We start from the raw sequence: 26,078 nt of genomic DNA, 5'->3' as shown, positions 1-26,078 counted from the left end.
TGGCAGATGGTTAATCTGCTTATTCGTCGATTGCGGTCGCGCAAGGGGTTGGGAGGTGGCTATGGGTGCGCTCCTCTGGTTGTTGATTCCGGTTGTCGCTGCGCTTGTCGCTGTGTTCTGGAGTACGTGGGCCATGAGTAACCGCAAGTCCGGGGACATCGCGGAGCTCGCCGGCTACGCCCGGTTCCGCGCCGCGATGGAAAAGGAGCATTCCGCTTCCGATCCAGCCTCCGACGCGGCCTGACGTTCGCCGCTCGTACGCATAAGCAATCGCCGCGCCCCACGCGGGTGATGGACCGTCGGCCATGCGGGTGCGCGCGCTGTTGCCGTACGGACGGCCCCTGCGGGCCGACTGTCATACCCGTCCCGTACTGTCGTTCCATGCCACGCCGCACCGCGACGCTGCTCGCCTCGACCCTGATGCTGATCGCGTTGATCTGTGCCGGGTTGCTGTTCCCCGTCCCGTACTCCGCGATGTCACCGGGCCCGACGGTGAACACCCTTGGCGATCATGACGGTGAGCCGGTGCTGCAGATCTCCGGGCGGAAGACCTATCCGACGGATGGTCACCTCAACATGACCACGGTCCGGGTCACCGGCCCCGACTACACCATGAACCTCCTGGAGGCGGTCTACGGCTGGCTGGACCACGACAGCGCCGTGGTGCCGCACAAGACGCTCTATCCCGAGGGACAGACGGCCGAGGAGGCCGACCAGGAGAACGCCGAGGAATTCAGCCAGTCCCAGGAGAGCGCCAAGGCCGCCGCGCTCAAGCAGCTGAACATCCCGGTTGCCCGCCAGACCGTCGTCGGTTCCGTCGTCAAGGGCAAGCCGGCCGACGGGCGGTTGCACGCCGGCGATGTGATCAAGGCGGTGGACGGTACGCCGGTCACGACGAACGCCGATGTCGCCAAGCTCGTCACCCGGCACAAGCCGGGCGAGAAGGTCGTCTTCACGATCATCCCGGCCAAGCACGCGGCCGCCGAGGAGAAGAAGGGCAGGCGGCCGACGACCGGCACGAAGGAGATCTCGCTCGACACGGTGAAGGCGGCGGACGGCCGCGCCATCGTGGGCATCCAGGCCGAGATCGATCACACCTTCCCGTTCAGCATCGATGTGAAGCTGGCCGATGTCGGCGGCCCCAGTGCCGGGCTGATGTTCGCGCTGGGCATCGTGGACAAGCTGACGCCCGAGGATCTGACCGGCGGCAGGTTCGTGGCCGGTACGGGCACGATCGACGACAAGGGCAAGGTCGGCCCGATCGGCGGCATCTCGATGAAGACGGTCGGCGCGCGGAGCAAGGGCGCCGAGTTCTTCCTGACACCGAAGGGCAACTGCGCCACCGCCGCGAAGGACACCCCGAAGGGCCTCCGGCTGGTCAAGGTCGACACGATAGGTGACGCGGTGAAGGCGCTGGAGAAGATCCGCAAGGGCGACACCGCCGGCCTGCCGGGCTGCAGCCCGGCAGGCCGGTAGGACGGTACGTCGGATACGTGCGGAACGCGGCTACATCCGGCACATCAGGTTTGTCCGGCATTCCCGGAATCCGTGATGCATCCCGAAGGTCCGGAACGTCCCGGAGATCCGGAACGTCATCCTTCGAACGTCGCCACCAGAGCGTCCGCCAGGCCCGGCACCAGCGCCGCCCCGGTGAGGACCTCGGCCGTGGAGTCCTTCTCGCGCAGCCGCAGTGCCGATTCGCGGGATTGGTCCCGCAGCACGGCCACCGTCATCCGGACCTCCTGCCGGTCCGGATGATCGGCGACCCACTGGGAGAGCCGGTCCTCGTCCATGCCCTCGGGCGCGGACTCCTCGGCGGACGGCGGCAGCATCAGCCGCTCCACGGTCAGCGCGCAGCCGGAGACGGCGTCCGGCCAGGCGATGGTGCCGAGAAACTCGTCCAGCGGCACACCGGCCGGGATCTCGTCCTGCTCGACGGGGGTCAGGGAGGCGGTGGTGGAGTCGTCGATGCCGAGCTGGGCGGCGAGCGAGGGCTCCTGATCACGCAGCTTGGCGGTGTCGACGAGGGCGAACAGTCGGGCGGGCTGGTCCCAGCCGAGCCCGGCGGCGTACTCGTCGATTTCGAGCACCGCGCGGGTCAGTGGGTCGGCGGCGAGGGGGGTGCCGTCAACGGGGAGGTTGGTCATGTTCAACATCGTGCCTTGCGAACCCCCGAAAACGGGAACTGGGTAAAGCCTTAGTAAGTTGCATCAGTGGGTCCTACTATCGCCGGGCCTGCTCCACACGACAGCGAACTTTCGAGGTGCGCACCTTGGCTTTCCAGATGCCGGACCGCGGCGGAGGCCCCACGGGGCCACGAATCAGAGTCGGCCGACCGTCCCGGCGGACTCGGACCCTGCTCATGACATTGGGTGTGCTGGCCGTGCTGGCCATGCTCTTCGTGATGTTCGCGGGGTTCTGGACCGACTGGCTCTGGTACCGGTCGGTCCACTATTCCTCGGTCTTCACCACCACTCTGTGGACCAAGATCGGTCTGTTCTTCTTCTTCGGCGTCGTGATGGCGGTGGCCGTCGGCGTCAACATCTGGCTGGCGCACCGGCTGCGGCCACCGCTCAGCGCGATGTCCATGGAGCAGCAGAGCCTGGACCGCTACCGGATGGGTATCGCCCCGTTCAAGAAGTGGGCGCTGATCGCGATCACCGCGGTGATCGGGCTGATCGCGGGCGCCTCCGCCTCGGGCGAGTGGCGTACGTGGCTGCAGTGGGTCAACGGTGTGCCGTTCGGCAAGACGGACCCGCAGTTCGGCAAGGACATCGCGTTCTACGCCTTCGATCTGCCCTGGTACCGGTTCCTGTTGAGCTTCGGCTTCGCCTGCGCGGTGCTGTCCCTGGTGGCCGCGGCGCTGACGCACTACCTCTACGGCGGGCTCCGGGTGACGAGTCCCGGCTCCCGGGCGACCGCCGCCGCGACCGGCCATCTGTCGGTGCTGCTGGGGATCTTCGTCTCGCTGAAGGCGATCGCGTACTGGCTCGACCGGTACGGTCTCGCGGTGAAGTCCAGCGGGCTGAAATCGGCCGACAACTGGACCGGTCTGCGTTATGTCGACGCCAACGCCTATCTCCCGGCGAAGACGATCCTGTTCTTCATCGCGGCGATCTGCGCGGTGCTGTTCTTCGCCACCCTCTGGCGCCGCACCTGGCAGCTGCCGGTGATCGGCTTCGGGCTGATGGTGCTCTCCGCGATCCTCATCGGCGGTCTGTACCCCGCGATCGTGCAGAAGTTCCAGGTCCAGCCGAACGAGCAGGCCAAGGAAACGCCGTACATCAAGCAGAACATCAAGGCGACGCGGGACGCGTACGACATCCAGGACTCCGGTGTCACGCCGTACAAGGGCAACTACAAGCCCACCGGCAAGGAGGACAGGCAGCGGCTGCGTGACAACGCCGACAGCACCGCGAGCATGCGGCTGCTGGACCCGAATGTGGTCTCCCCGGCCTTCCAGCAACAGCAGCAGGTCCGCGGGTACTACCAGTTCCCCGCCACGCTGGACGTCGACCGGTACAAGACCAAGGACGGCGCCGAGCAGGACACCGTCATCGGTCTGCGCGAGCTGAACATCGCCGGTATCCCCGAGCGCAACTGGATCAACGACCACTTCAAGTACACCCACGGCTACGGCGCGATCGCCGCCAAGGGGACCGAGACCGCCTCCGGCGGCGGCCCGAAGTACACCGAGTCGGACCTGCCCTCCAAGGGACAGTTCGGCCCGTACGAGCAGCGGGTGTACTACGGCGAGAAGACCACGCAGTACTCCATCGTCGGCGGTCCGCAGAAGGAACTGGACTATTCCGACGACAGTGGCGAGAAGAGCTACAGCTACAAGGGCAAGAGCGGGGTGAATCTGGCCAACCCGGTCAACCGCGCCGCGTACGCGGTGTCCTTCGGGGAGCCGCAGATCCTCTACTCCGGCGCGATCGGTGACGGTTCGCGGATCCTCTACAACCGCACGCCCAAGGAGCGCGTCGAGGCCGTCGCCCCCTGGCTGACGATCGACGGCGACGCCTATCCGGCGGTCGTGGAAGGCCGGATCCAGTGGATCGTGGACGCCTACACCACCAGCAACGGCTATCCGTACGCCTCGCGCACCACACTCGGGGACACCACGGCCGACTCGCTCACCGACGGCCAGCGGGCGGTGGTGGCCCAGCAGAACCAGGTCAACTACATCCGCAACTCCGTCAAGGCGACGGTCGACGCGTATGACGGATCGGTCAAGCTCTACCAGTGGGACACCAAGGACCCGGTCCTCAAGACCTGGATGAAGTCCTTCCCCGGCACGGTTGAGAAGAAGAGCGCCATCAGCCCGAAGCTGAAGGACCATCTGCGGTACCCGCAGGACCTCTTCAAGGTGCAGCGGGAGCTGCTGACCACGTACCACGTCACGGATCCGGGGACCTTCTACACCGGCTCCGAGCGCTGGCAGATCCCGAAGGACCCGACGAACAAGTCGGGCAACGCCGTGCCGCCGTACTACCTGAGCATGAAGATGCCGGACGACGAGGCACAGACCTTCTCGCTGACGACGACCTTCACGCCCAACAAACGCGACAACCTCGGCGCCTTCATGGCCGTCGACGCCAATGCGACCAGCGGCGACTACGGCAAGATCAGAATTCTGAAACTGCCCTCGAAGACGCCGGTGCCCGGTCCACAGCTGGTGCAGTCGAAGTTCAACTCCGATCCGGACATCGCCAATGAGATCAACATCCTCAAGAAGCTGGGCGATTCGGAGATCGAGTACGGCAATCTGCTGACCGTGCCGCTGGACGGCGGGCTGCTGTACGTCGAACCGGTCTATCTGCGCGGCGCCGGCACCAACTTCCCGCTGTTGAAGAAGGTGTTGGTCAGCTACGGGGACAACAAGCCCGTTCTGGAGGACTCCCTCAAGGACGCGCTGGATGTCGTCTTCGGCAAGAAGGCGCCGAGTGCCGGCAAGGAGAAGCCGCCGGGCGATGAGACAAGCCCGCCGCCGCCGAACCAGACGGCCGAGCAGGCCATCACCGATGCCCAAAAGGCTTACGAGGACGCCGAGAAGGCCCGTGTCTCGGGTGACTGGGCCGCCTTCGGCGAGGCCCAGAAGCGGATGAAGGAGGCCCTGGACCGGGCCGCCAAGGCGTCCGAGAAGACCGCCAAGCCGGCCAGCTGAGCAGGCCCACCCCGCGTCGTGGTACCTTGAGGGCACAACGACGCGGGGTGGAGCAGCTCGGTAGCTCGCTGGGCTCATAACCCAGAGGTCGCAGGTTCAAATCCTGTCCCCGCTACTGGAAGACGAAGGCCCGGATCTCATGGGATCCGGGCCTTCGCCGTGCGCCGTGTCGGCTGCCGGGGCCGATGCCGTGCACGACCGGGTCGAACGGTCCATGTGGGGAACCTGTGTGCTTGAGTTTGACAAGTCGCCGTGTCGGGAAGTCGACAAACCGCTGAAGTGACCTCACTGGCTGCGGTATACCAGGTGTACGCGGGTTACAGGTGATGCGACGATGGGTCTTATGGGGGACAAGGCAAGGTTGTTGGAGACGGACCGGTTTGTGCATGCGCCCGACGACGGGCGCGAATCCGAGCTGCCGATGGACGCGATGGAGGCCGCCGAGGCGTCCGACGCGGTGACCGAGACCGGCCACCGCCGGGCCGCCGAGGCGGGCGACACCGCCGCCATGAGCGCACTCGGCGCGCTGCTGCTGCGCCGCGGCGACCTCGACGGTGCCGAGCCGTATCTGCGTTCCGCCACCGCCGCCGGTGACCGCGCCGCCGCCAACAACCTCGGCGTCCTGCTGCATCAGCGGGGTTACCCGGACGAGGCGGCCGGGTGGTGGCGTATCGCGGCCGTCGCCGGTTCCGCCGCCGCCGCACATGCCCTGGGCCGTCACTACCGCGAGCGCGGCGACGAGCCCGCCGCCGAGTACTGGCTGCGCCAGTCCGCCGAATCCGGCCACTGCCTGGGCGCCTATGCCCTCGCCGATCTGCTGGAACACCGCGGCGATACCGGTGCCGCACGCTGGTTCCGGGCCGCCGCCGAGCGCGGCCACCGGGAGGCCGCGTACCGCCTGGCCCGGCTCATCGAGGACGGCCGCGAGGCGGACCGACGGGCGGTTCCGGCCTACGGGGAGCTGACCCAGGAGGCGGAGGCCGAGCAGTGGTACCGCCAGGCCGCCGCGCGCGGACACCGGCGCGCCGCACTGCAGTTGGGCACGCTCCTGGAGGAGCGGGGCGATGCCCAGGAGGCGGGCCGCTGGTACCTCTCCGCCGCCAAGGACGGTGAGGCGCGCGCCGCTTGCGCGCTGGGCTTCCTGCTGCGCGATGCCGGGGACGAGGAGAGCGCGGCGGAGTGGTGGCGCCGTGCCGCCCAGGACGGCGACGGCAACGCCGCCAACGCGCTGGGCGCACTCCACGCCGACCGCGGCGAACTGCAGACCGCGGAGCGCTGGTACCGCGTCGCGCTGGACGCCGGGGACGTCAACGGCGCCTACAACATCGGACTGCTCTGCGCCGAGCAGGGCCGGGCCGGGCGCGGCGAGCAGTGGTACCGCCGCGCCGCCTACGCCGGGCACCGTGAGGCGGCCAACGCGCTCGCCATCCTGTTGCTGCAGCGCGGCGACGCCTCGGGCGCCGAGCCGTGGTTCTCCAAGGCCGCCGAGGCGGGCAGTGTGGACGCCGCGTTCAACCTCGGCATCCTGTTCGCGGGACGCGGCGAGGCGCGGATGGCGCACGCCTGGTACGAGCGGGCGGCCGCGGCCGGGCACACGGACGCGGCACTGCAGGTAGCCATCGTGCAGCTGCGGGAGGGCAAGGAGCGGGCCGCGGAGCGCAATCTGCGCTGTGCGGCCGACGGCGGCAGCCCGGAGGCGGCCTTCCGGCTCGCCGACCTCCTGGACCGCAGGTCCGCGGAGGCCGGCGACGCCGGGCTGCCGGGCGGCGCGCGGGCACCGGACGACGAGAGCACGGAGTGGTACGAGCGGGCCGCCCGGCAGGGGCACCGTCGTGCCCAGGTCCGGGTTGGCATGTTCGCGGCGGCTCGGGGTGATGTCGTCGAGGCCGCGCGGTGGTACCGCGCGGCGGCCGAGGCCGGCAGCCGTAACGGTGCCTTCAACCTCGGGCTGCTGCTGGCCCGCGAGGGCAGCCTTCCGGAGGCCGCGCTGTGGTGGCAGCGGGCGGCCGAGGGCGGGCACGGCCGAGCGGCCCTGCGGCTGGCGCTGCTCACCGCCCGGCACGGCGCGCTCACCGAGGCGCAGGGCTGGTGCGCGCGGGCCGTGGAGCTCGGGCCGCCGGAGGTCGCCGAGCGGGCGGCACGGCTGCGTACGGCACTCCAGGAGGAGCTGAGCGCGTAGTGCGCGCCTGCGACCCAGGGACCGGTCCCAGAGGCCGGACCCTGGCTGCAGGAAGGAATTTGCGCTGGTCGTCGGCCTGGGGTTAAAGTTGAGCCACAACGACGCGGGGTGGAGCAGCTCGGTAGCTCGCTGGGCTCATAACCCAGAGGTCGCAGGTTCAAATCCTGTCCCCGCTACTCACAGACCAAGGCCCGGATCCGATGGATCCGGGCCTTGGTCGTATCCGCGTGCGGAACCGGGGTCGTCCGGGAGCGCGAAAGAGCCCGCGGCCACGAGGGCGCGGGCTCGGCGTGCGTCGGTGGGGGCGGCGCCCGGAGAAGGGCCCGCTCCCGGGTGCGTCAGGAGTCGGCGCTGCACGTGGGGCAGATGCCCCGGTAGGTGACGGTGACCTCGGAGACCTGGAAGCCGTAACGTTCCGGCTCGGGCAGCGCGGAGAGCGGGTCACCCTGCAGGTGGACATCGCGGATCGTGCCGCACCGCGAGCAGACCAGGTGCTGGTGGTCGTGGTGGGCGTTCGGGTCGTAGCGCTTCGCCCGGCCGTCCGTGCTCACCTCGATGACCTCACCGAGCGAGACCAGCTCGCCGAGGGTGTTGTAGACGGTGGCGCGGGAGATCTCGGGGAGCCGCTCGGCGGCCCGCGCGTGCACTTCGTCGGCGGTGTAGTGGACGTGGTCCCCGTCGAGGACCTCGGCGACGACGCGTCGCTGTGCGGTCAGCCGCCAGCCGCGTCCCCGGAGCCGTTCAAGCAGGTCACTCATGCCATTCACCTATCAGTCAGATGCCACCAGGGTAGCAGTGACCGGTCCACTGCCGGATCGGGTATGAGTTTCGGACCCTTCTTGACTTAGACAATGTCTAATGTAGGATCGTGTTCGGCGTTGAGCCAGGGCAGGGAAAAGACTTCAGGAGGCGCACGTGTCGGTAGAGAGCACCACCGGACCGCTGACCACGGAGGCCGGAGCACCGGTCGCGGACAACCAGAACAGCGAGTCGGCCGGCATCGGCGGTCCCGGGCTGATCCAGGACCAGCTGCTCATCGAGAAGCTCGCGCACTTCAACCGCGAGCGCATCCCGGAGCGCATCGTGCACGCCCGCGGCGCCGGCGCGTACGGCACGTTCACGGTCACCGCGGATGTGACCAAGTACACCCGCGCGAAGTTCCTCTCGGAGATCGGCAAGCAGACCGAGACGTTCCTCCGCTTCTCGACCGTCGCGGGCAACCTCGGCTCGGCCGACGCGGTGCGTGACCCGCGCGGCTTCGCGCTGAAGTTCTATACGGAGGAGGGGAATTACGACCTCGTCGGGAACAACACCCCCGTCTTCTTCATCAAGGACGCGATCAAGTTCCCCGACTTCATCCACACCCAGAAGCGCGACCCGTACACCGGCTCCCAAGAGGCCGACAACGTCTGGGACTTCTGGGGCCTCTCGCCCGAGTCCACCCACCAGGTGACCTGGCTGTTCGGCGACCGCGGCATCCCCGCCTCGTACCGCCACATGAACGGCTACGGCTCGCACACCTTCCAGTGGAACAACGCCGCGGGCGAGGTCTTCTGGGTCAAGTACCACTTCAAGACCGACCAGGGCATCAAGAGCCTCACCCAGGCCGAGGCCGACCGGCTCGCCGGTGAGGACCCCGACTCCCACCAGCGCGACCTGCGCGAATCGATCGAGCGCGGGGACTTCCCGAGCTGGACGGTCCAGGTGCAGATCATGCCGGTGGACGAGGCGGCCGACTACCGCTTCAACCCGTTCGACCTGACCAAGGTCTGGCCGCATGAGGACTACCCGCCGATCGAGATCGGCAGGCTGGAGCTCAACCGCAACCCGGAGAACATCTTCGCCGAGGTCGAGCAGTCGGTCTTCTCCCCGCACCACTTCGTGCCGGGCATCGGCCCGTCCCCCGACAAGATGCTCCAGGGCCGTCTCTTCGCGTACGGCGACGCGCACCGCTACCGCGTCGGCATCAACGCCGACCACCTGCCGGTCAACCGCCCGCACGCCACCGAGGCGCGCACCCACGGCCGTGACGGCGTCATGTACGACGGCCGTCACAAGGGCGCGAAGAACTACGAGCCGAACAGCTTCGGCGGCCCCGTCGAGACCGCCCGCCCGCTGTGGCAGCCCGTCCCGGTCACCGGCCCGACCGGAGGGCACACCGCCCCCTCGCACGCCGAGGACGACGACTTCGTGCAGGCCGGCAACCTCTACCGCCTGATGTCCGACGACGAGAAGGAACGCCTGATCAACAACCTGGCGGGCTTTATCGCCCAGGTCTCCCGCGACGACATAGCGCAGCGCGCGATAGAGAACTTCCGCAAGGCGGACGCGGACTACGGCAAGCGGCTCGAAGCCGCGGTCCAGGCCCTGCGCGGCTGAGAGAGGAGCCCTGTGCGGCTGAACCGCCCCACGCTCAAGGCGCGGGGCGGCCCCCATCGCTCTCGCGGTCGTGGTTGCTCGCCGTAGGGGTTGCTCAATTGTCGCTTGCCGTACATACCGAAGAGGCCGGATGCCAGTGGGCTCCGGCCTCTTCGGGCAGGTGGTCGGTGTCCGTCTCAGGCCGGTACGGCGTCGGTCCGTGCGGTGGCCCGCGACCAGCAGTGGAGTATGTCGCGGACCGAGACGATGCCCAGCGGTTCGCGGTCGTCCAGCACTATCAGATGGCGGAAACCGCCGTGCACCATGGTTTCCGCGGCCTCGTCCAGGGTCCAGTCCGGAGCGGCGAAGACCACGTCCGAGGTGGTGTGGGCCTGTGCGATCTCCCGGTCGGGGTTCTCGCCCGCGCCGAGGGAGTTGAGGATGTCGCGTTCGGTGAGGATGCCGATGCCGCTGGTGTCCCCGTCGAGGACAACGGCCGCGCCGACCCGGCGTGCCGACATCAGCCGGGCCGCTTGGCGGAGGGTGTGAGCGGGCCCGATGGTGAGGACCACCGTGCTCATGGCGTCTCGGACGTACATGGGCATGGAGTGGAGCCACCTCCTTGAGGAATGTGAACTTGCGAAGGAATTCACAAGTTCACAAACTGGCGGATTCTCATGTTCACATGCCTCCGCCGGTGCAAACAAGGGGCAGGCGCCGGAGCGTTGGGGGAGACGGCCGTCCCTCAGCCGGTCCGCGGCCGTCCCTCGCAGGTCAGCGCCGGTCGTCGCCCACGTAACTCAGCAGATCCTCGTGCAGCAGACCGTTGGACGCCGCGGCGTTGCCGCTGTGCGGGCCCGGCTTACCGTCCAGCCCGGAGAACTGTCCGCCGGCCTCCTGGACGACGACCGCGCAGGCCGCCATGTCCCACAGCGAGAGCTCCGGCTCCGCGCAGATGTCCACCGACCCCTCGGCGACCATCATGTACGGCCAGAAGTCGCCATAGGCCCGGGTACGCCAGCAGTCCCGGGTCAGATCGAGGAAACCGGGCAGCTTGCCGCGCTCCTCCCAGCCGGTCAGCGAGGAGTATGCGAACGACGCGTCCTGGACGCGGCCGATCTTCGAGACATGCAGACGGGTCGCGGAGGTCAGGCTGCGTCCGGTGAAGGCCCCCAGGCCCTCGGCGGCCCACCAGCGGCGGTTGAGCGCGGGTGCGGAGACGATGCCGACCACCGGGCGGTCGCCGCCCTCGCCGCGCTCCATCAGGGCGATCAGCGTCGCCCAGACCGGCACTCCGCGGACATAGTTCTTCGTGCCGTCGATCGGGTCGATGATCCAGCGGCGTGGCCCGGCCCCCTCGCTGCCGAACTCCTCGCCGAGCACCGCGTCCCGTGGCCGGGCGCGCTGCAGATGGCCACGGATCAGTTCCTCCGCGGCCTTGTCCGCCTCGCTGACCGGTGTCATGTCCGGTTTGGTCTCGACCTTGAGGTCGAGCGCCTTGAACCGGTCCATGGTCGCGGCGTCCGCGGCGTCCGCGAGGACATGGCCGAGGCGGAGATCATCGTGATAGTCGGGCATGTGCGAACAGTATCTACTGGTATACGCGGGAGCCACCTGGGCATGCCCGGCCGGACGTGTGACACCCGCCGGCCGGCGAGTGGCCGCTTCGCGGCCCGCAGCGCAGTGCCTCTTGACAGTGTCTGGCGCCACATCAATTCTGTGCGCACTCCGGCCATATGGGCGCCGGCCGGCCCGGGAGGCGACGGATGTCAGCAGCGCGTGAGTCCCTGCTGGATGCCGCTATGTCGGCGCTGACGACCCGGGCGTGGCCGGCCGTCAGAATGGTCGATGTCGCGTCGGCGGCCGGGGTCTCCCGGCAGACCCTCTACAACGAGTTCGGCAGCAAGGAGGGGCTGGCCCGCGCCCTCGTACGCCGGGAGACCGACAACTACCTGGCGGGTGTCGACCGGGTCCTGACCCAGGAGGGCACCGTGGCCGCCGGGCCGCACGACGACGCGGCGGGCCGGGTGGTGGCCGCGGCCGCCTGGACACTGCGTACGGCGCGCACCAACCCGCTGGTCCGGGCCGCGCTGACCGGCTGCTGGAACGACCGGCTGCCGGCGCTGCCCGAGGTGTCGGCGGAATCGGTCCCCATACGGGCCGCGCGTCCGGGCGTCCCCGGGCAGCGTGCCGCGTCGCCCGGCGAGGGGCCGCTGCCGGGGCCCGCCGAGCTGGTCGGCCAGTTCTGCGACCGGGCGGTGGCGGCGCTGGAGCCGGACTGGCCCGAGGAGGAGCTGCCCGCCCTCGGCGCCGCCTGCGAGACCGCGGCGCGGCTGACCCTGTCGTGTGTGGTCGCCCCGGCCGCTCCGGAGACGGCGCCCGCACCGGGGCACATACCGGCGTCCGCCGAGCCGAGGTGCGAGGCCGAGACGGAGGTGGTGTCCCGGCTCGTACGGGGTGCGTTCGCGCGGCTGGGGAGCGGGCGGGGGTGGGGGTGGAGGGGCCGTTACGGCGTCACGAGGCGGGCGGGGGCGGGTGGTTGACGGGCCCTTAGGGGTGCCCCTTAAGGGTTGCGCGCGCCCCTTGCAGGCCACAACGCGGCGGGGCGGGGGGTATTCCCGTGGCGGGGGAGAGGAACACGGCGAGGGGCGGAGGCAAGACGGAGAAGGGCAGAGGAGAGCCGGCGACAAGTCGGAGAAAGACGGGGACGAGACGGAGAGAGCTGCCGCCCTCCGGAGGAAGCGCTCTTCAGGAGCCGCCCTCCAGCCCCTGTCAGGGGCGGCCCGAGAACCTCTCTCAGTGCCCCGAGCCCGACAGCTGTAGACCGATGACGCCGACGATGACCAGGGTGATGGAGACCAGCTTCAGGGTGGAGACCACGTCGCCCAGGAAGACCATGCCGTAGATCGCCGTGCCGGCCGCGCCGAGGCCGGTCCAGACCGCGTACGCCGGGCCGACGTCGAGCCGGCGCAGTGCCAGCGTCAGCAGGCCGAAACTGCCCAGGGCGAAGGCGGCGAAGGCGATGGTGGGGAAGAGCCGGGTGAAGCCGTGCGAGAGCTTGAGGCTGACCGCGAAGCCGGTCTCCAGGAGCCCGGCCACGACGACCAGCAGCCATGCCATCGCCATTTCGTTCTGCCTCCGCCCGTGTCCCCGTTCCGGCGAAACCGGTCAGGGTGACCACGGCGCCGGCCTTGATGTGATTATGCAGTTCCCCCGGACGGACGGCAGCGAATTTGCCGCGATCAGTCGCCCTCGCGTCGCTCCCGGGTGGCCAGCAGGCGGCGCAGTGAATAGAGACGGGCCGGGTCGGCGTGCCCGTCGGCCACCCAGGCGTCCAGGCCGCAGTCCGGTTCGTCGTGGCTGCAGGCGCGCGGGCAGCCGGCGGTGCCCGGTTCCAGATCGGGGAAGGCGTGGATCACGCGCGACGGGTCGACGTGGTGCAGCCCGAAGGACCGGACGCCCGGGGTGTCGATGACCCAGCCCGAGTCCTGGGGGAGGGGGAGGGCCAGGGCCGAGGTCGTGGTGTGGCGGCCGCGGCCGGTGACCGCGTTGACGTGCCCGGTGGCCCGGCGGCGATCCGGGACCAGGGCGTTGACCAGGGTCGTCTTGCCCACGCCGGAGTGCCCGACGAAGGCCGTCATGCGGCCCGTCAGGTGTTCCCTGACATGTTCCGCGGCACTGCCGTCGACCAGCTCGTCGCGGTTGGTGACGACATACGGGACGCCCAGCGTGCCGTAGGACTCCAACAAAGCGTCCGCGGGTGCCAGGTCGGACTTCGTCAGGACGAGCAGCGGGTCCAGGCCGGCGTCGTACGCGGCGACCAGACAGCGGTCGATCAGCCGTGGGCGCGGCTCGGGGTCGGCGAGGGCGGTGACGATCGCGAGCTGGTCGGCGTTGGCGACCACGACCCGCTCGTACGGGTCGTCGTCGTCGGCCGTGCGGCGCAGCGTCGAGGTGCGCGGCTCGACCCGGACTATCCGGGCGAGGGTGTCCTTGGCGCCGGACAGATCGCCGACGACGGCGACCCGGTCGCCCACCACCGCGCTCTTGCGGCCCAGTTCGCGGGCCTTCATCGCGGTGATCGTGCGGCCCTCGACCAGGCAGGTCAGGCGGCCGCGGTCGACGGTCAGGACCAGGCCCGCGCCGGCCCCCTCGTGCTTGGGGCGGATGTGGGTGCGGGGGCGGTTGCCCTTGGGGTTGGGGCGGACACGGATGTCGTCCTCGTCGGGGTTCTTGCCGTAGCGGCGCATGGAGGCGTACCCCTCACGCTCTCCGGGCGGGTGCGGCCGCCGGGTCGAGCATCCGCGTCCACATCGCGGGGAAGTCGGGCAGCGTCTTGCCCGTGGTGGCGACGTTCTCCACCTCCACGCCCGGCACGGCGAGGCCGATGACCGCCGCGGCGGTGGCCAGCCGGTGGTCGTCGTAGGTGTGGAAGACACCGCCGTGCAGCGCGCGCGGCCGGATGTGCAGACCGTCCGCGGTCTCGGTGACGTCGCCGCCGAGTTCGTTGAGCTCCTTGGTGAGCGCGGCCAGCCGGTCGGTCTCGTGCAGCCGCAGGTGGGCGACGCCGCGGAGCGTGGACGGGGAGTCGGCGAGGGCGGCGGCGGCGGCGATGCCCGGGGTCAGCTCGCCGACCTCGCCCAGGTCGACGTCGATGCCGTGGATACGGCCGCTGCCGGTGAACGTCAGGCCCTGGTCGGTGAGCTCGCAGGAACCGCCCATGGTGGTGAAGATCTCGCGCAGCGCGTCACCGGGCTGGGTGGTGTGCTCGGGCCAGTCCGGGATGGTGACCCGGCCGCCGGTGACCAGCGCCGCGGCCAGGAACGGCTGGGCGTTGGACAGATCGGGCTCGACGATCAGATCGCGGCCCAGCAGGGCGCCCGGGGTGACCCGCCAGACGTTCGGCTCGCCGCCGGCCTCGGGCGTGTCCACCTGGGCGCCGACGCTGCGCAGCATGTCGACGGTCATCCGGATGTGGGGCATCGACGGCAGCGCCGCGCCGACGTGCCGTACCTCCACGCCCTGGTTGAAGCGGGGCGCGGACAGCAGCAGGGCGCTGACGAACTGGGAGGACGAGGAGGCGTCGATCTCGACCGGGCCGCCGTCCAGGGCGCCGCCGCCGTGCACCGTCATCGGCAGGGAGCCGCGGCCGTCGTCGTCGATCCGGGCGCCGAGCGCGCGCAGCGCCTCGATGACGCCGTCGAGCGGGCGCTCGTAGGAGCGCGGGTCGCCGTCGAAGCGGATCGGGCCGGCGGCGAGGGCCGCGACCGGGGGGAGGAAGCGCATGACCGTGCCGGCGTTGCCGACGTCGACGGTGGCCGGGCCGTGCAGTCCGGCGGGGATCACCCGCCAGGCTTCACCGCCGCCGGCCTGCCCCACGGCACCCGCGGAGCTGGAGGAGGCGGTCTCCTCGATGCCGACGCCCATGGTGCGCAGCGCCTCGGCCATCAGGAGCGTGTCGCGGGAGCGCAGCGGGCGGCGCAGCCAGCCGGGCTCGGAGGAGAGGGCGGCCAGGACCAGTCCACGGTTGGTGACCGATTTCGAGCCGGGCACGGTGACGGTCGCATCGACCGCCCCGGGGGCGAGGGGGGCGGGCCACAGGGCGGGAAGTGCGGGGCTCTCGGTCATGCCCTTACTTTAATGGCTGGGCAAGGGTGCCGATCTTGATCAAAAGCGGCGCAAGGTCAAGCAACGTGGACGAAACATGACACTGGTAGTGCGCCCGCGTGTCGAGGGAAGCGCTACGCCGCGGCAGCCGGGTACGACGGGACCGGGTGTCAGAGGCCGAGCAGCCACTGCCCGCCGCCGATCAGCGAGCACAGCGTCACCACGTGGAACAGGCCGAGCCAGATGGCCGCCGGGACGTTGGTGAGGCGGGCCAGCTGGTCCGGGTCGGAGTCCCCGGCCGTCCCCGCCCGTCGCCAGGCCACCACCCCTGAAGGAGCCGCTGATGCGGCGCGAGCCCTTCGCCGCTTCCCCACCAGCTCGAACGGCGGCCGGACGCCGCCCAGCAGCAGGAACCACACCACCGCATACGCGAACGCGGCCTGCACCTCCGGTGTCGTCAGCCAGGAGACGAGGAAGAAGACGGCACCGGACAGGACGACGGTGAGCACCCCGTAGGCATTGCGGATCATGACCAGCATCGCGAGGAGCAGCGCGGTGGCGCCCCAGAGCAGGGCTGTGATGTGCCCCGAGGCCAGCAGCGCGGCGCCCGCGAGGCCCAGCAGGGACGGCGCCGTGTAGCCGGCCGCGGCGGTCAGCACCATGCCGGGCCCGGTCGGTTTGCCCCGGGAGACGGTCAGCCCCGACGTGTCCGAGTGCAGCCGTATGCCCTCCAGGCGGCGGCCGGTGACCAGCGCGACCAGCCCGTGGCCGCCCTCGTGCGCGATGGTGACGGCGTTCCGCGACAGCCGCCACGCGGTGCGCGGGACGACGGTGCCCAGTGCGAGCACCCCGGTGGCGATCACCAGCCAGAACGACGGATCGGGCTGGGTCCCGAAGACCCGGCTCCATACGTCGGCGATGTGGTCGGTGTCCATAGTCTCCGCGTCTCCCCTTCGTGTGGCATGGCAGTGTGGCATGCATGTGCGGTAGGTATGCAGCGAGTCGTCGGCCCGAGGACCTGGTGGGGATCTTCGACGTCCAGCAGTGGGAGCCGAAGGAGACCCTGGCACCCAGCTGGAACGTGGCTCCCACGGACAACGTGCACGCGGTGCTCGAACGTCCCCTCAAGGGCGCGGCGGCCGCCGATTTCCCGCCCGGCCCGGTGCGCCAGCTGCGGACGCTGAAGTGGGGCCTGGTCCCGTCGTGGTCGAAATCACCCGACGCCGCCGCGAAGATGATCAACGCCCGGGCCGAGACGGTGCACGAGAAGCCGTCCTTCCGGCAGGCGTTCACGGCCCGCCGGTGTCTGCTCCCTGGGGACGGCTATTTCGAGTGGGTCACCGGGGCCGGGGAGCGGCAGCTGGAGGAGCAGGGCCGTAAGAAGCGGCCCCGTAAGCAGCCGTATTTCGTGACGCCCGCCGACGGGTCCGTGATGGCGATGGCCGGGCTGTACGAGTTCTGGCGGGACCGGACGCTGCCCGGTGACCACCCGCTGGCGTGGTGGGTGACCTGCACCGTGGTGACGACGGAGGCGGAGACCGCACCGCTGGCCGGCGCCACCGGGGGCGAGGGGCCGCAGTCCCTCTCCGACATCCACCCCCGGATGCCGCTGGTGCTGCCGCCGGACCGCTGGGACGCCTGGCTCGACCCGTCCCACACCGCCCCGGACGCCCTGCGCGAGCTGCTGGCCCCGCCGCCGGCCGGGCTGATGCGGGCCTATCCCGTCCCGACGGCCGTCAGCAACGTCCGCAACAACGGGCCCGAACTGCTGGAGGAACTGGCGGAGCCGGAGGTCGGCACCCTGTTCTGAGGGGCGAGGCGCAGCCCCTCCAACAGGGGCGACGGGCGGGCGGCCGCCCTGGCGTGCTGCCGTGCCCCGGTGGCCTGGGTGCGGGCAGGATGACGCGTGAGCGAGCGCGGCGTGGGGGTCCCCCGGTCGGAGACTGGGGGAGAATGATCGAGGGGTGCGCGCCTCGCGCCTGCGAGGCCGAGCGAAGCGAGGGGTCGGCATGAGCGCGAAGGCGAACGAGAGCGAGATGGTCGGGACGCCGGCCGGCGACGCGCGGATCATCTGGTACCGCGATCCGGAGCCGGTCCGGGCGGTGGTGGGCCTCGGCCACGGGGCCGGCGGCGGGATCGGGGCGCGTGACCTGCAGGCGCTGGCGGCCGCGCTGCCGTCCCGCGGGTACACCGTGGCGCTGGTCGAGCAGCCGTGGCGGGTGGCCGGCAGGAAGGTGGCGCCCGCGCCGAAGACACTGGACACCGCGTGGACGGCGCTGTGGCCCGCGCTGGCGAAGCCGGGCCTCCCGGTGGTCGCGGGCGGCCGGAGCGCGGGCGCCCGGGTGGCCTGCCGTACGGCGCGCGAGCTGGGCGCGTACGCCGTGCTGGCGCTCAGCTTTCCGCTGCACCCGCCGGGCAAGCCGGAGCGGTCCCGGGTGGACGAGCTGACCGGCGCAGGGGTGCCGACGCTGGTCGTCCAGGGCGCGCGGGATCCGTTCGGCCGGCCCGAGGAGTTCCCTCCGGGGACGGAGCTGGCCGAGGTGGCTCATGGGGACCACGGTTTCGCGGTGCCGAAGTCGGCGGGCGTCGGCGAGGCGGAGTCGATGGCGACGGTCACGGACGCGGTGCTGGCCTGGCTGGACGGGATGTTCGACTGAGGAGCCCGACGGTCACCGGCCGCCGCGGTCAGTCCGCCCGCCCTCCCCCAGCCACCGCTGGGAGGTACCCCCCAGTCCGACCTCCGCCCTCGAAGACGGCGCTACGCGCCGGCCGACCGTCCGCGCGGCCGGGCGCGGATGTGTATCCGCTCGCCCTGCCTCCCGAAGAGGCTCAGCAACTCGACCGGTTCGTCGCCCGCGGGACCGAACCAGTGCGGCAGCCGGGTGTCGAACTCCGCCGCCTCCCCGGCCCGCAGCTCCACATCCCGGTCGGCCAGCAGCAGCCGCAGCCGCCCGGACAGGACGTACATCCACTCGTAGCCCTCGTGCGTACGCTGCTCGCGCGGGCCTTTCACCGGTTCCATGACGAGCTTGTACGCCTGGAGAGCGCCTGGCTGGCGGGTCAGCGGCACCACCGTCATATGGGGGCGTTTCTGCGGCACCGCCCGCACCCGCGGATCGCCGACCTCCGGTGCGCCCACCAGCTCGTCCAGCGGCACCTGATGGGCCTGGGCCAGCGGCAGCAGCAGTTCCAGGGTGGCCTTGCGGCCGCCGGACTCCAGCCGTGACAGGGTGCTCACCGAGATGCCGGTCGCCTTCGAGAGCGCGGCCAGCGTCACCCCGCGCTCCTGCCGCAGCCGCCGCAGCCGCGGCCCCACATCCGCGAGGACCCGTCCGTACGCGTCGTCGTCCATCCCTACATTGCCGAAGCGGCAATGCGTTTTGTCAAATCGGCGAGGCGCCCGAGGAAAGTTCCGCCGGACCGGGAATGACCTGCGGGATGCGGCTGTTGTGTGAGCGTAGGAAGCCAGAGAACCAGCGCAGCACGAGGAATGGGAGACCCCAGCATGGGAATCGCCTGCCCCGCCCGCCCGGCCGCTGACCTGCAGTGGTCGCAGATGCAGGGGACGCAGCCCGCCATGGCTGGAGCGGCGGCGGCACCGGATCGTCGTCTATTCTCCGAATCGAGGGGGTCCGCATCCGGATCCGTCACGGTGTTGGAGGAGGTGGGTCCGGTCACTGGGACCGACGCAGGGACCGACGGCACGGCTGGGGATCAGACCGCGGGCCGGAAGGAGAGCGCCGTCGAACGCAACGCGCGCTTCGAGCGTGACGCGCTCACCTTCCTGGACCAGGTGTACTCCGCCGCGCTGCGCATGACGCGCAATCCGGCCGACGCGGAGGACCTCGTGCAGGAGACGTACGCGAAGGCGTACGCGTCCTTTCACCAGTTCCGTGAGGGAACCAACCTCAAGGCGTGGCTGTACCGCATCCTGACCAACACCTTCATCAACTCCTACCGCAAGAAGCAGCGTGAACCGCAGCGCAGTGCGGCCGACGAGATCGAGGACTGGCAGCTCGCGCGTGCCGAGTCGCATATGTCGACCGGGCTGCGCTCCGCCGAGTCGCAGGCGCTCGACCACCTGCCCGACTCGGATGTGAAGGCCGCGCTCCAGGCGATCCCGGAGGAGTTCCGAATCGCCGTCTATCTCGCGGATGTCGAGGGCTTTGCCTACAAGGAGATCGCGGACATCATGGGGACACCCATCGGCACGGTGATGTCCCGTCTGCACCGCGGTCGGCGCCAACTGCGCGGCATGCTGGAGGATTACGCCCGTGAGCGCGGGCTGGTCCCGGCGGGAGCGTCGGCCGCCGATGCGCAGCCCACGCAGACGCCGGGGTCGCACGACCGGAAAGGTTCGGGATCATGAGCTGCGGAGAGCCGCACGAGAAGGACTGCTCAGAGGTCCTTGACCACCTCTACGAGTATCTCGACCGGGAAATGCCCGCCGGGGAGTGCGCGGAATTCCAGGTGCATCTCGAAGAGTGCTCGCCGTGCCTGGAGAAGTACGGCCTGGAGCAGGCCGTCAAGAAGCTCGTCAAGCGCTGTTGCGGCCATGACGACGTCCCCAGTGATCTGCGCTCCAAGGTCATGGGCCGGATCGACCTGATCCGGGCCGGGGAAGAGGTGCCCGAGGTCAGCGTGCTCGAACAGGCCCGGCACGAGCAGGCACAGCGGCAGCAGGCGGCGAAGGCCGCGGGCGCCGAGTCGGAGGACACCGGGCCGTGTTCGCCCGAGGCCGGCTCCGCCGATGCACGGTCCGAGAGCACGCGGGCCGAATAAGGAAATTCATCACCCTAAGGGGTGAGGGCGGGGCGATAGGCCCCGCCCGATGCGCTGATGCGCCCTCTCCGGCGTCCCGGCCCCTCTATTCTCACCGAACCCACCGCGTCTCGACGCGGCGCGATGGGGGTCCCCGCTCCCTAAGAGCGCGGGGAGAGCAGTGGGCTTGGTGAGGAGGGCGTGATGCGGGGACTTCCGGCGGCCGCGCGAGGGTGTATCGGATGCGCTGTCCTGGCGGCCGCGCTGTGTGTGGCCCCCGCGGTGCGGCTCGGTGCCGGCGCCCCCTGGACCAGCGCCCTGGCCCTCGCCACTCTCTACGGACTGTGCGAACGCCTCCGCCGCTGCACGCTGTTGGGCGGCCGGGTCCCGTTCGGCATGGCGTCCTTCGCGAGACCCGGGGGGCTTCCCTCCGGGTGGGCAAGCCCCGTTCTCCTTGCCGGATCCTTTCTTCTGCCGCCGCCGCTGGCCGCGCTGACCGCCGTCCCCGGCGCGCTGCTCGCACGGGCCGAGCCGCGCTCGGCCGGCGCCCGCAAGATCTGGCACGCGGCCGAGCTGGCGCTGGCCTGCTGCGCGGCCTCCCACGTCTTCCGGGCGCTGGTCAGCCACTCCCTGGCCGCACCACGATTTCCCGTCCTGCTGCTGGGGGCCACCGTCGCCGCCGGAACCTCCTGCGTCGTGCTCGCGGCATTGGACGGCGGGGTGCGCGTGGCCGCCGAGCGACACCCGGCGCGCACCGCCTGGCGGGGACTGCTGACCCGCTCGCTGGCGCCGTATCTGGTGCACGGGCTCGCCGGGCTGATGATGGCGGTGCTGTGGCGCAGTTCGTACGGGCCCTTCGCGGCGCTGCTCGTCCTGCTGCCCATGTATCTCTCCTGCTGGGTCTTCGCCCAGTACCACCGCGAACGCGCCGCCCATCAGGCCACCATCCGCGCGCTCGTCCAGGCCGTGGACATCAAGGACCGCTACACCCGCGGGCACAGCGAGCGGGTCGGCCGCGCCTCGGTGATGATCGCCCGCGAACTGGGCATGCCGGAGGACCGGGTGGAGGTGCTGCGGTTCGCGGGCATCCTGCACGACGTCGGCAAACTCGGCGTCCCCACCCGGCTGTTGCGCAAGGACGGCCCGCTGACCCCGGAGGAGCGCCGCGTCATCGAGCTGCATCCCGAGTACGGGCACGAGATCGTGCGGGGCATCGGGTTCCTCGGCGAGGCGCGCGCCGCGATCCTGCACCACCACGAGCGGATCGACGGGCGCGGCTACCCGTACGGCCTGGTGGGGCGCCACATCCCGGAATGCGCACGGGTGGTGGCGGTCGCGGACGCCTTTGACGCGATGACCTCCACACGCTCCTACCGGCGGGCTCGGCCGGTGTCCGCGGCCGTCGCGGAGCTGCGGAACTGCGCCGGTGCGCAGTTCGACCCGCGGATGGTGCGGGCGCTGGTGGCGGCGCTTGCGCGGTACGGCTGGCAGCCGGATCCGGTGACGGCGGCAGACCTGGACACGGTGGCCCCGGACGTGGCGGACGGGCGCGGAAACGTCCCGCCTCCCGGGCCGGACGGGGCGGCGGGGGTGCCGGCGGGTGCGCGGCGGGCGGCCGGCGCGGCAGAGGTACCGGTCGCCGGCCCGTCCATCAGGGGTGGTGGCCGGGCGACGGGGCAAGCAGCCGCGCGATGGAGGTCCCCCCGGACGGAGTCCGGGGGAGCGTCGATGGGGGGTGGTGGTCGGGTGACGGGTGGGGAGCAGGCCCTCCAGCCGACCGGAGTGACCGGCGCGACCGGGCCGCCCGGCGCGTACGGACCGGCCGGGCGGCCCCGGTGGGGCGGCCGGGACGGTGAAGGGTGAGCGGCGGCCCGGAGGCGCCGCGCGGCGGGCGGCCGCGGGGGAGTGGGCGGCTGTCGGATGAGGGACGGTTGCTGGACGGCGGGCGGCCGACGGATGGCGGGTGGTTGCTGGACGGCGGGCGCGCGGGGGTCCGGGGCACCGGCCTTGGGGCCGTCGCCTCCCGGCCCGTCGCCTCCCGGCCCGTCGCCTCCCGGCCCGGCGCCTCCCGGCCCGTGCCCTCGGCCGTTGGCGCCTCCCCGGCGGTCCTGCCCCCGTCCCGGCGCGCGAGCGCCGTCGTTGTCGGCGTCTATGCCGCGGCCGCCGCCCTGGCCTGGTGGGGGCTCGGCCGGACGCTGTGGGACGGCGTGGCCGAGCGCGGGACCGCGCTGGGCTTCGGCGTGCTGATCGCGGTGGGCGAGCTGACGCGCTGGGCGCCCGCGCGCACGGGCGGGCCCGGCCGGGCGGCCAGGGAGCGGGAGAGCGCACCGCTCGGCGCGGCCGGCGCGCTCGCGTACGCATTGCTCGGCGAGGTCGGCGGGCGGCCGACGACGCACGGAGTGCCGCAGGTCCTGGCGGTCGTCCTGGCCGCCGGCCTGGTGGGGCTGGTCCCGCGGATCGCGCTCGGCCGGGGCCCGGCCCTCGATCATCTCGCCCGCCGCCTGCTGACCGTCGGCTTCGCCGCCGTCTGCTTCCAACCCCTGCACAGCACCGGGACGTTGGTGGCCCGGCCGGCGGACGGCCCGGCCCATCCGCTCTTCCTGGTCGGGCTGTTGGCGCTCACCGCGCTGTGCGACGCGGTCCTGGCCGCCGCGCTCGCCCGCGCCCGCACCGGCTGGCCCTACGGGCCGTTGCTGCGCGACGAGTTGCGGGCGCTGCTCGGCATCGGCTCGGCGGTCTGCGCCACCGGAGTGGTCATCTCGCTCGCCACCGCGGTCGTCGGGCTCTGGGCGCTGCCGGTCTTCTGTCTGCCGCTGCTGCTGACCCAGTTCGCCTTCCGCCGGTTCGCCGACGTACGGACCACCTACCACCAGACGATCGCCTCTCTCGCCCGCGCCACCGAGATCGCCGGCTACACACCGCACGGTCATGCACGCCGCGTGGCCGCGCTCAGCCGGGCGGTAGGACGCGAACTGGGTCTGAACGAACTGGACCTGGACGTTCTCGAATACGCCGCGCTTATGCACGACATCGGACAGCTCTCGCTCCTCGACCCGGTGCCGGCCGGTGCGACCGCACCGCTGCCGCCCGCGGAACAGCGCCGGATCGCCCTGCTGGGCGGGGCCGTTGTGCGGCAGACCGGGGTTCCGGCGGAGGTCGCGGTGATCGTCGAGCGGCAGGCGGATCCGTTCCGGGACCAGCCGGTCACGGCACGTATCGTCCGTACCGTCAACGCCTACGACGACTTGGCGGGGGAGTCCGCCGGAACCGGGGGGCCGCTGCGTGCCCTGGAGCGGCTGCGGCTGTCCACCGCGCAGGACCACGAGCCAGGGGTCGTGGAGGCGCTCGCCCGGGTGCTGGCGCGCAACGGCCGGACGGGATGACTCCGTATCCGTGATCCGTGGAAGCTCGGTATCCGATCCGTAGAGGCACGTGATGTGGAGAGGAATGTGATGCGGAGAAGATCGTGACGCGTGGCGAACTGTGCTCCGCAAAGCACCGTGCTCCGCAAAGCACCGTGCTCCGCAAAGCACCGTGATCTGCGAAGAATCGCGATCCGCAAAGCGGGGTGCGCAGCAGCGTCACCCATAACGCATCACCCACAACGCATCACCCGTAACACCCGTATCCGTAACAGCGGGACCCGTAAAAACGCGTCCGGTAAGAGCGTGATCCCGTATGGGTGTGTTCCGTACGGTCGGCCCCGGGGAAGCCCGGTATCGCGTGTGTTCGCGGGACGCGGAACCGGAGCGATGCCTGCTGTTTTCTGTCGGTTTCTGTCGTGCGCCGCAGCGTCTACGGGCGGGTAGGTCCGGGAGCGGCCCCAGGAGGGGGCCGGGCGGTCGTGGTGGGGTGGTGCGACAAAGGCCCCGATCCCCTTCGTAGAGCGGCCGGGGCCCGCCCAACGTCGTGGAACCCATGGGTAATGAGCGCCCTCCGAGATGGGCATGGTTGGATGCGAAGAGAAGCCCCTCTCAGGGGGATTCAGGGGGTCGGCGAAGGGCAGGGAGCCGGCAAGGGGGCGCAGCTATCGGGCTGAGTCCCACGGCAATCTGTGGCAGGTTGTCGAGTGGGCCCCCAGACGGCCCCGGGCGCCGCCCGGGACCTATCCGGAGCGGCATCAAGAGCAACCAGCAGGCGGGAATCGTGAGGATCTTCGGCAAGGTACGGCACCGGCCCTCCGCCTCGTGGCGGCAGGCGACCGACCGCGCTTTCACGCTGATCGGCGACGGCCGTTACGAGGACGCGGGCGCGCTGCTGACCCGCGCCGCCGACATGGAGCCGTGGCTCTCGGAGTCCTGGTTCAATCTCGCGCTGCTGCACAAGTTCCGGCACGACTGGGAGCAGGCGCGGGCCGCCGGGCTGCGCGCGGTGGCCCTGCTGGACCGCGAGACCGGGGCGCCCGACTGGTGGAACGTCGGGATCGCCGCCACCGCCCTGCAGGACTGGCCGCTGGCCCGCCGCGCCTGGCAGGCGTACGGTCTCAAGGTCCCCGGAGAGGGCTCGCCGTCCGGTGAGCCGTCCGGGATGGCCCTGGGCAGCGCCGCCGTCCGGCTGTCGCCCGAGGGCGAGGCCGAGGTGGTCTGGGGCCGCAGGCTGGACCCGGCCCGTATCGAGGTGCTGTCCATCCCGCTGCCGTCCTCCGGGCGGCGCTGGGGCGAGGTGGTGCTGCACGACGGCGTCCCGCACGGCGAGCGGACCATCACCGCCGGCGACGGCACCGTCCGGGCGTACCCCGTGTTCGACGAGATCGAGATGTGGGCGCCTTCCCCGGTCCCCACCTGGGTGGTGCTCCTGGAGGCCGCCGCAGAGGCCGACAGGGACGCCCTGGAGCGGCTGGCGGCCGATGCGGGCTTCGCCGCCGAGGACTGGTCGTCGTCCGTGCGGCTGCTGTGCCGCACCTGCTCGGAGAGCAGGATGCCCAGCGACGAGGGCGACGGTGAGCATCTGGACCCGCACGATCACAGTGAGCCCGGTCATCCCGGGCCGCTCGGGCACCGCACCGCCGGTTCGGGCTCCCTGTGGGTGCCGGAGCGGGAATGCGGGATCGCGGCGCCCGCCGCCCTGGTGCGCGGGCTGCTGGACGGCTGGGTCGCGGACAGCCCGGACACCCGGGAATGGCGGGATCTTGAAGAGGTCTGCTGAGACAGGTCGGCTGAGACGGGCAGGTCCGCTGGGATGCGTCCGCTGAGACGGGCAGGTCCGCTGCCCCCGGTTCGTCCGCAGGGGCGGGCCTGAAGGGCTCCAGGACGTTCCCTTCCGCGCCCCCGTAGTCTGTAGGGCGACTAATCAGGGTTTCAGGCTTTTAGGAAGGCGAACGGCGGACAATGGCCCAGCAGCCTGTGTTTGATCAAGACGGTGAGCAGCGCGTGGACGACGAGTTCATCGACGACACGACGGATGCGGCGCAGCGGGAGGCCGCCCACCGCGAGCGCGGCACCTCGCGGCCGATCACCGTGGTCGGCAATCCGGTGCTCCACAAGGAGTGCAAGGACGTCACGGAGTTCGGCGACGAGCTCGCCCAGCTGATCGACGACATGTTCGCCAGCCAGCGCACCGCCGAGGGCGTGGGCCTGGCCGCGAACCAGATCGGGGTGGATCTGAAGGTCTTCGTCTACGACTGCCTGGACGACTCCGGCGTACGGCACGTCGGTGCCGTCTGCAACCCCGTCCTGGACGAGCTGCCGGCCGAGCGCCGGGTGCTGGACGACTCCAACGAGGGCTGCCTCTCGGTGCCCGGAGCGTATGCGGAGCTGGCCCGTCCGGACTATGCCGTGGTGCGCGGCCAGGACGCCAAGGGCGCGCCGATCGCGGTCGAGGGCACCGGTTACTTCGCGCGCTGCCTGCAGCACGAGACCGATCACCTCTACGGCTACCTCTACATCGACCGGCTCTCGAAGCGCGACCGCAAGAACGCGCTGAAGCAGATGGCCGAGCAGGAGCCGCGCTATCCCGTCGTCGCCAACGACTGAGCGCCCGTCGCTCCGACCGTGTGGGCACCCGGGG

General features: G+C 71.0%; 22 protein-coding genes, 2 tRNA genes and 1 pseudogene. 16 read left to right on the top strand and 9 right to left on the bottom strand.

Annotation, left to right across the window (positions count from 1 at the left end):
- The first annotated feature begins 61 nt into the window (after nucleotides 1-61).
- On the top strand, nucleotides 62-244 hold the full coding sequence (locus K9S39_RS16325) for a hypothetical protein (protein ID WP_248864086.1): 183 nt from the start codon (nucleotides 62-64) through the stop codon (nucleotides 242-244).
- 137 nt (nucleotides 245-381) lie between these two features.
- Complete coding sequence (locus tag K9S39_RS16320; protein WP_248864085.1) at nucleotides 382-1,476, top strand: YlbL family protein; 1,095 nt, start codon at nucleotides 382-384, stop codon at nucleotides 1,474-1,476.
- 116 nt (nucleotides 1,477-1,592) lie between these two features.
- On the opposite strand, the gene K9S39_RS16315 is transcribed toward K9S39_RS16320, so the two are convergent.
- On the bottom strand, nucleotides 1,593-2,147 hold the full coding sequence (locus K9S39_RS16315; protein WP_248864084.1) for a PPA1309 family protein: 555 nt from the start codon (nucleotides 2,145-2,147) through the stop codon (nucleotides 1,593-1,595).
- A 137-nt stretch (nucleotides 2,148-2,284) separates the two neighbouring features.
- Between K9S39_RS16315 and K9S39_RS16310 the strand changes: the two genes are divergently transcribed.
- The 4 genes from K9S39_RS16310 to K9S39_RS16295 all read left to right on the top strand — a co-directional run bounded on the left by K9S39_RS16310 (nucleotide 2,285) and on the right by K9S39_RS16295 (nucleotide 7,522).
- Complete coding sequence (locus tag K9S39_RS16310; protein WP_248868806.1) at nucleotides 2,285-5,167, top strand: UPF0182 family membrane protein; 2,883 nt, start codon at nucleotides 2,285-2,287, stop codon at nucleotides 5,165-5,167.
- A gap of 41 nt (nucleotides 5,168-5,208) precedes the next feature.
- Nucleotides 5,209-5,282 (top strand) — tRNA-Met (locus tag K9S39_RS16305).
- Nucleotides 5,283-5,501: 219 nt separating this feature from the next.
- Complete coding sequence (locus K9S39_RS16300; protein ID WP_248864083.1) at nucleotides 5,502-7,346, top strand: tetratricopeptide repeat protein; 1,845 nt, start codon at nucleotides 5,502-5,504, stop codon at nucleotides 7,344-7,346.
- 102 nt (nucleotides 7,347-7,448) lie between these two features.
- Nucleotides 7,449-7,522: transfer RNA gene (locus tag K9S39_RS16295), tRNA-Met, on the top strand.
- A 162-nt stretch (nucleotides 7,523-7,684) separates the two neighbouring features.
- Here the strand turns inward: K9S39_RS16295 and K9S39_RS16290 are convergent.
- Nucleotides 7,685-8,104, bottom strand: a complete 420-nt coding sequence (locus tag K9S39_RS16290; RefSeq protein ID WP_248864082.1) for a Fur family transcriptional regulator — start codon at nucleotides 8,102-8,104, stop codon at nucleotides 7,685-7,687.
- A 157-nt stretch (nucleotides 8,105-8,261) separates the two neighbouring features.
- On the opposite strand from K9S39_RS16290, the gene K9S39_RS16285 reads away from it, so the two are divergent.
- A complete protein-coding gene (locus K9S39_RS16285) occupies nucleotides 8,262-9,725 on the top strand; it encodes a catalase (protein WP_248864081.1) in 1,464 nt (487 codons plus the stop codon).
- A gap of 176 nt (nucleotides 9,726-9,901) precedes the next feature.
- Here the strand turns inward: K9S39_RS16285 and K9S39_RS16280 are convergent, their stop codons facing one another.
- A complete protein-coding gene (locus K9S39_RS16280) occupies nucleotides 9,902-10,303 on the bottom strand; it encodes a CBS domain-containing protein (RefSeq protein ID WP_248868804.1) in 402 nt (133 codons plus the stop codon).
- Between the two features lie 175 nt (nucleotides 10,304-10,478).
- The gene (hisN, locus tag K9S39_RS16275; protein WP_248864080.1) at nucleotides 10,479-11,282 is read right to left on the bottom strand and encodes a histidinol-phosphatase; all 804 of its coding nucleotides are present in this window, start codon (nucleotides 11,280-11,282) and stop codon (nucleotides 10,479-10,481) included.
- 188 nt (nucleotides 11,283-11,470) lie between these two features.
- On the opposite strand from hisN, the gene K9S39_RS16270 reads away from it, so the two are divergent.
- Nucleotides 11,471-12,247: a TetR/AcrR family transcriptional regulator gene (locus K9S39_RS16270; RefSeq protein WP_248864079.1), complete on the top strand. Its 777-nt coding sequence runs from the start codon at nucleotides 11,471-11,473 to the stop codon at nucleotides 12,245-12,247.
- 253 nt (nucleotides 12,248-12,500) lie between these two features.
- Here K9S39_RS16270 and K9S39_RS16265 read toward each other — a convergent pair whose 3' ends face one another.
- From K9S39_RS16265 to K9S39_RS16250, 4 genes are all read right to left on the bottom strand, one after another.
- Nucleotides 12,501-12,824: a DMT family transporter gene (locus K9S39_RS16265; protein ID WP_248868803.1), complete on the bottom strand. Its 324-nt coding sequence runs from the start codon at nucleotides 12,822-12,824 to the stop codon at nucleotides 12,501-12,503.
- Between the two features lie 122 nt (nucleotides 12,825-12,946).
- Nucleotides 12,947-13,954, bottom strand: coding sequence for a ribosome small subunit-dependent GTPase A (gene rsgA / locus K9S39_RS16260; RefSeq protein ID WP_248864078.1), 1,008 nt, complete (start codon nucleotides 13,952-13,954; stop codon nucleotides 12,947-12,949).
- Nucleotides 13,955-13,967: 13 nt separating this feature from the next.
- Entirely contained in the window at nucleotides 13,968-15,332 is a 1,365-nt protein-coding gene (gene aroA, locus K9S39_RS16255) for a 3-phosphoshikimate 1-carboxyvinyltransferase (protein WP_248864077.1), read from the bottom strand.
- 149 nt (nucleotides 15,333-15,481) lie between these two features.
- A complete protein-coding gene (locus K9S39_RS16250; RefSeq protein ID WP_248864076.1) occupies nucleotides 15,482-16,246 on the bottom strand; it encodes a M50 family metallopeptidase in 765 nt (254 codons plus the stop codon).
- A 44-nt stretch (nucleotides 16,247-16,290) separates the two neighbouring features.
- Between K9S39_RS16250 and K9S39_RS16245 the strand changes: the two genes are divergently transcribed.
- Entirely contained in the window at nucleotides 16,291-17,121 is an 831-nt protein-coding gene (locus K9S39_RS16245; RefSeq protein ID WP_248864075.1) for an SOS response-associated peptidase, read from the top strand.
- Nucleotides 17,122-17,320: 199 nt separating this feature from the next.
- Nucleotides 17,321-17,968, top strand: a complete 648-nt coding sequence (locus tag K9S39_RS16240) for an alpha/beta hydrolase family protein (RefSeq protein ID WP_248864074.1) — start codon at nucleotides 17,321-17,323, stop codon at nucleotides 17,966-17,968.
- 101 nt (nucleotides 17,969-18,069) lie between these two features.
- Here K9S39_RS16240 and K9S39_RS16235 read toward each other — a convergent pair whose 3' ends face one another.
- Complete coding sequence (locus K9S39_RS16235) at nucleotides 18,070-18,663, bottom strand: helix-turn-helix domain-containing protein (protein ID WP_248864073.1); 594 nt, start codon at nucleotides 18,661-18,663, stop codon at nucleotides 18,070-18,072.
- Between the two features lie 312 nt (nucleotides 18,664-18,975).
- On the opposite strand from K9S39_RS16235, the gene K9S39_RS16230 reads away from it, so the two are divergent.
- The 6 genes and pseudogenes from K9S39_RS16230 (at nucleotide 18,976) to def (ending at nucleotide 26,044) form a co-directional block, all read left to right on the top strand.
- Nucleotides 18,976-19,680: a sigma-70 family RNA polymerase sigma factor gene (locus K9S39_RS16230; protein ID WP_248864072.1), complete on the top strand. Its 705-nt coding sequence runs from the start codon at nucleotides 18,976-18,978 to the stop codon at nucleotides 19,678-19,680.
- Nucleotides 19,677-20,093 (top strand): mycothiol system anti-sigma-R factor, encoded by a 417-nt coding sequence (rsrA, locus tag K9S39_RS16225; protein ID WP_248864071.1) that lies wholly within the window; start codon nucleotides 19,677-19,679, stop codon nucleotides 20,091-20,093. Before K9S39_RS16230 ends, rsrA begins: the two co-directional genes overlap by 4 nt.
- A gap of 183 nt (nucleotides 20,094-20,276) precedes the next feature.
- Nucleotides 20,277-21,722: pseudogene (locus K9S39_RS16220) on the top strand (HD-GYP domain-containing protein); the annotation flags it as partial.
- 458 nt (nucleotides 21,723-22,180) lie between these two features.
- Nucleotides 22,181-23,455 (top strand): HD-GYP domain-containing protein, encoded by a 1,275-nt coding sequence (locus K9S39_RS16215; RefSeq protein ID WP_406708138.1) that lies wholly within the window; start codon nucleotides 22,181-22,183, stop codon nucleotides 23,453-23,455.
- 763 nt (nucleotides 23,456-24,218) lie between these two features.
- The gene (locus K9S39_RS16210) at nucleotides 24,219-25,217 is read left to right on the top strand and encodes a tetratricopeptide repeat protein (RefSeq protein ID WP_248864069.1); all 999 of its coding nucleotides are present in this window, start codon (nucleotides 24,219-24,221) and stop codon (nucleotides 25,215-25,217) included.
- 182 nt (nucleotides 25,218-25,399) lie between these two features.
- The gene (gene def, locus K9S39_RS16205) at nucleotides 25,400-26,044 is read left to right on the top strand and encodes a peptide deformylase (protein WP_248864068.1); all 645 of its coding nucleotides are present in this window, start codon (nucleotides 25,400-25,402) and stop codon (nucleotides 26,042-26,044) included.
- The last annotated feature ends 34 nt before the right edge of the window (nucleotides 26,045-26,078 follow it).

It is taken from the genome of Streptomyces halobius, from assembly GCF_023277745.1.
GTDB classification, from domain to species: domain Bacteria; phylum Actinomycetota; class Actinomycetes; order Streptomycetales; family Streptomycetaceae; genus Streptomyces; species Streptomyces halobius.
Note: the sequence above shows the minus strand (reverse complement) of the source record. Positions and strands in the feature narration are given on the sequence as shown.

Bases quoted from the DNA above. Each gene is read 5' to 3' on its own strand.
- K9S39_RS16325 (WP_248864086.1), top strand. From the start codon at position 62: ATGGGTGCGCTCCTCTGGTTGTTGATTCCGGTTGTCGCTGCGCTTGTC.
- K9S39_RS16320 (WP_248864085.1), top strand. From the start codon at position 382: ATGCCACGCCGCACCGCGACGCTGCTCGCCTCGACCCTGATGCTGATC.
- K9S39_RS16315 (WP_248864084.1), bottom strand. From the start codon at position 2,147: ATGACCAACCTCCCCGTTGACGGCACCCCCCTCGCCGCCGACCCACTG.
- K9S39_RS16310 (WP_248868806.1), top strand. From the start codon at position 2,285: ATGCCGGACCGCGGCGGAGGCCCCACGGGGCCACGAATCAGAGTCGGC.
- K9S39_RS16300 (WP_248864083.1), top strand. From the start codon at position 5,502: ATGGGTCTTATGGGGGACAAGGCAAGGTTGTTGGAGACGGACCGGTTT.
- K9S39_RS16290 (WP_248864082.1), bottom strand. From the start codon at position 8,104: ATGAGTGACCTGCTTGAACGGCTCCGGGGACGCGGCTGGCGGCTGACC.
- K9S39_RS16280 (WP_248868804.1), bottom strand. From the start codon at position 10,303: ATGTACGTCCGAGACGCCATGAGCACGGTGGTCCTCACCATCGGGCCC.
- hisN (WP_248864080.1), bottom strand. From the start codon at position 11,282: ATGCCCGACTATCACGATGATCTCCGCCTCGGCCATGTCCTCGCGGAC.
- K9S39_RS16270 (WP_248864079.1), top strand. From the start codon at position 11,471: ATGTCAGCAGCGCGTGAGTCCCTGCTGGATGCCGCTATGTCGGCGCTG.
- K9S39_RS16265 (WP_248868803.1), bottom strand. From the start codon at position 12,824: ATGGCATGGCTGCTGGTCGTCGTGGCCGGGCTCCTGGAGACCGGCTTC.
- rsgA (WP_248864078.1), bottom strand. From the start codon at position 13,954: ATGCGCCGCTACGGCAAGAACCCCGACGAGGACGACATCCGTGTCCGC.
- aroA (WP_248864077.1), bottom strand. From the start codon at position 15,332: ATGACCGAGAGCCCCGCACTTCCCGCCCTGTGGCCCGCCCCCCTCGCC.
- K9S39_RS16250 (WP_248864076.1), bottom strand. From the start codon at position 16,246: ATGGACACCGACCACATCGCCGACGTATGGAGCCGGGTCTTCGGGACC.
- K9S39_RS16245 (WP_248864075.1), top strand. From the start codon at position 16,291: ATGTGCGGTAGGTATGCAGCGAGTCGTCGGCCCGAGGACCTGGTGGGG.
- K9S39_RS16240 (WP_248864074.1), top strand. From the start codon at position 17,321: ATGAGCGCGAAGGCGAACGAGAGCGAGATGGTCGGGACGCCGGCCGGC.
- K9S39_RS16235 (WP_248864073.1), bottom strand. From the start codon at position 18,663: ATGGACGACGACGCGTACGGACGGGTCCTCGCGGATGTGGGGCCGCGG.
- rsrA (WP_248864071.1), top strand. From the start codon at position 19,677: ATGAGCTGCGGAGAGCCGCACGAGAAGGACTGCTCAGAGGTCCTTGAC.
- def (WP_248864068.1), top strand. From the start codon at position 25,400: ATGGCCCAGCAGCCTGTGTTTGATCAAGACGGTGAGCAGCGCGTGGAC.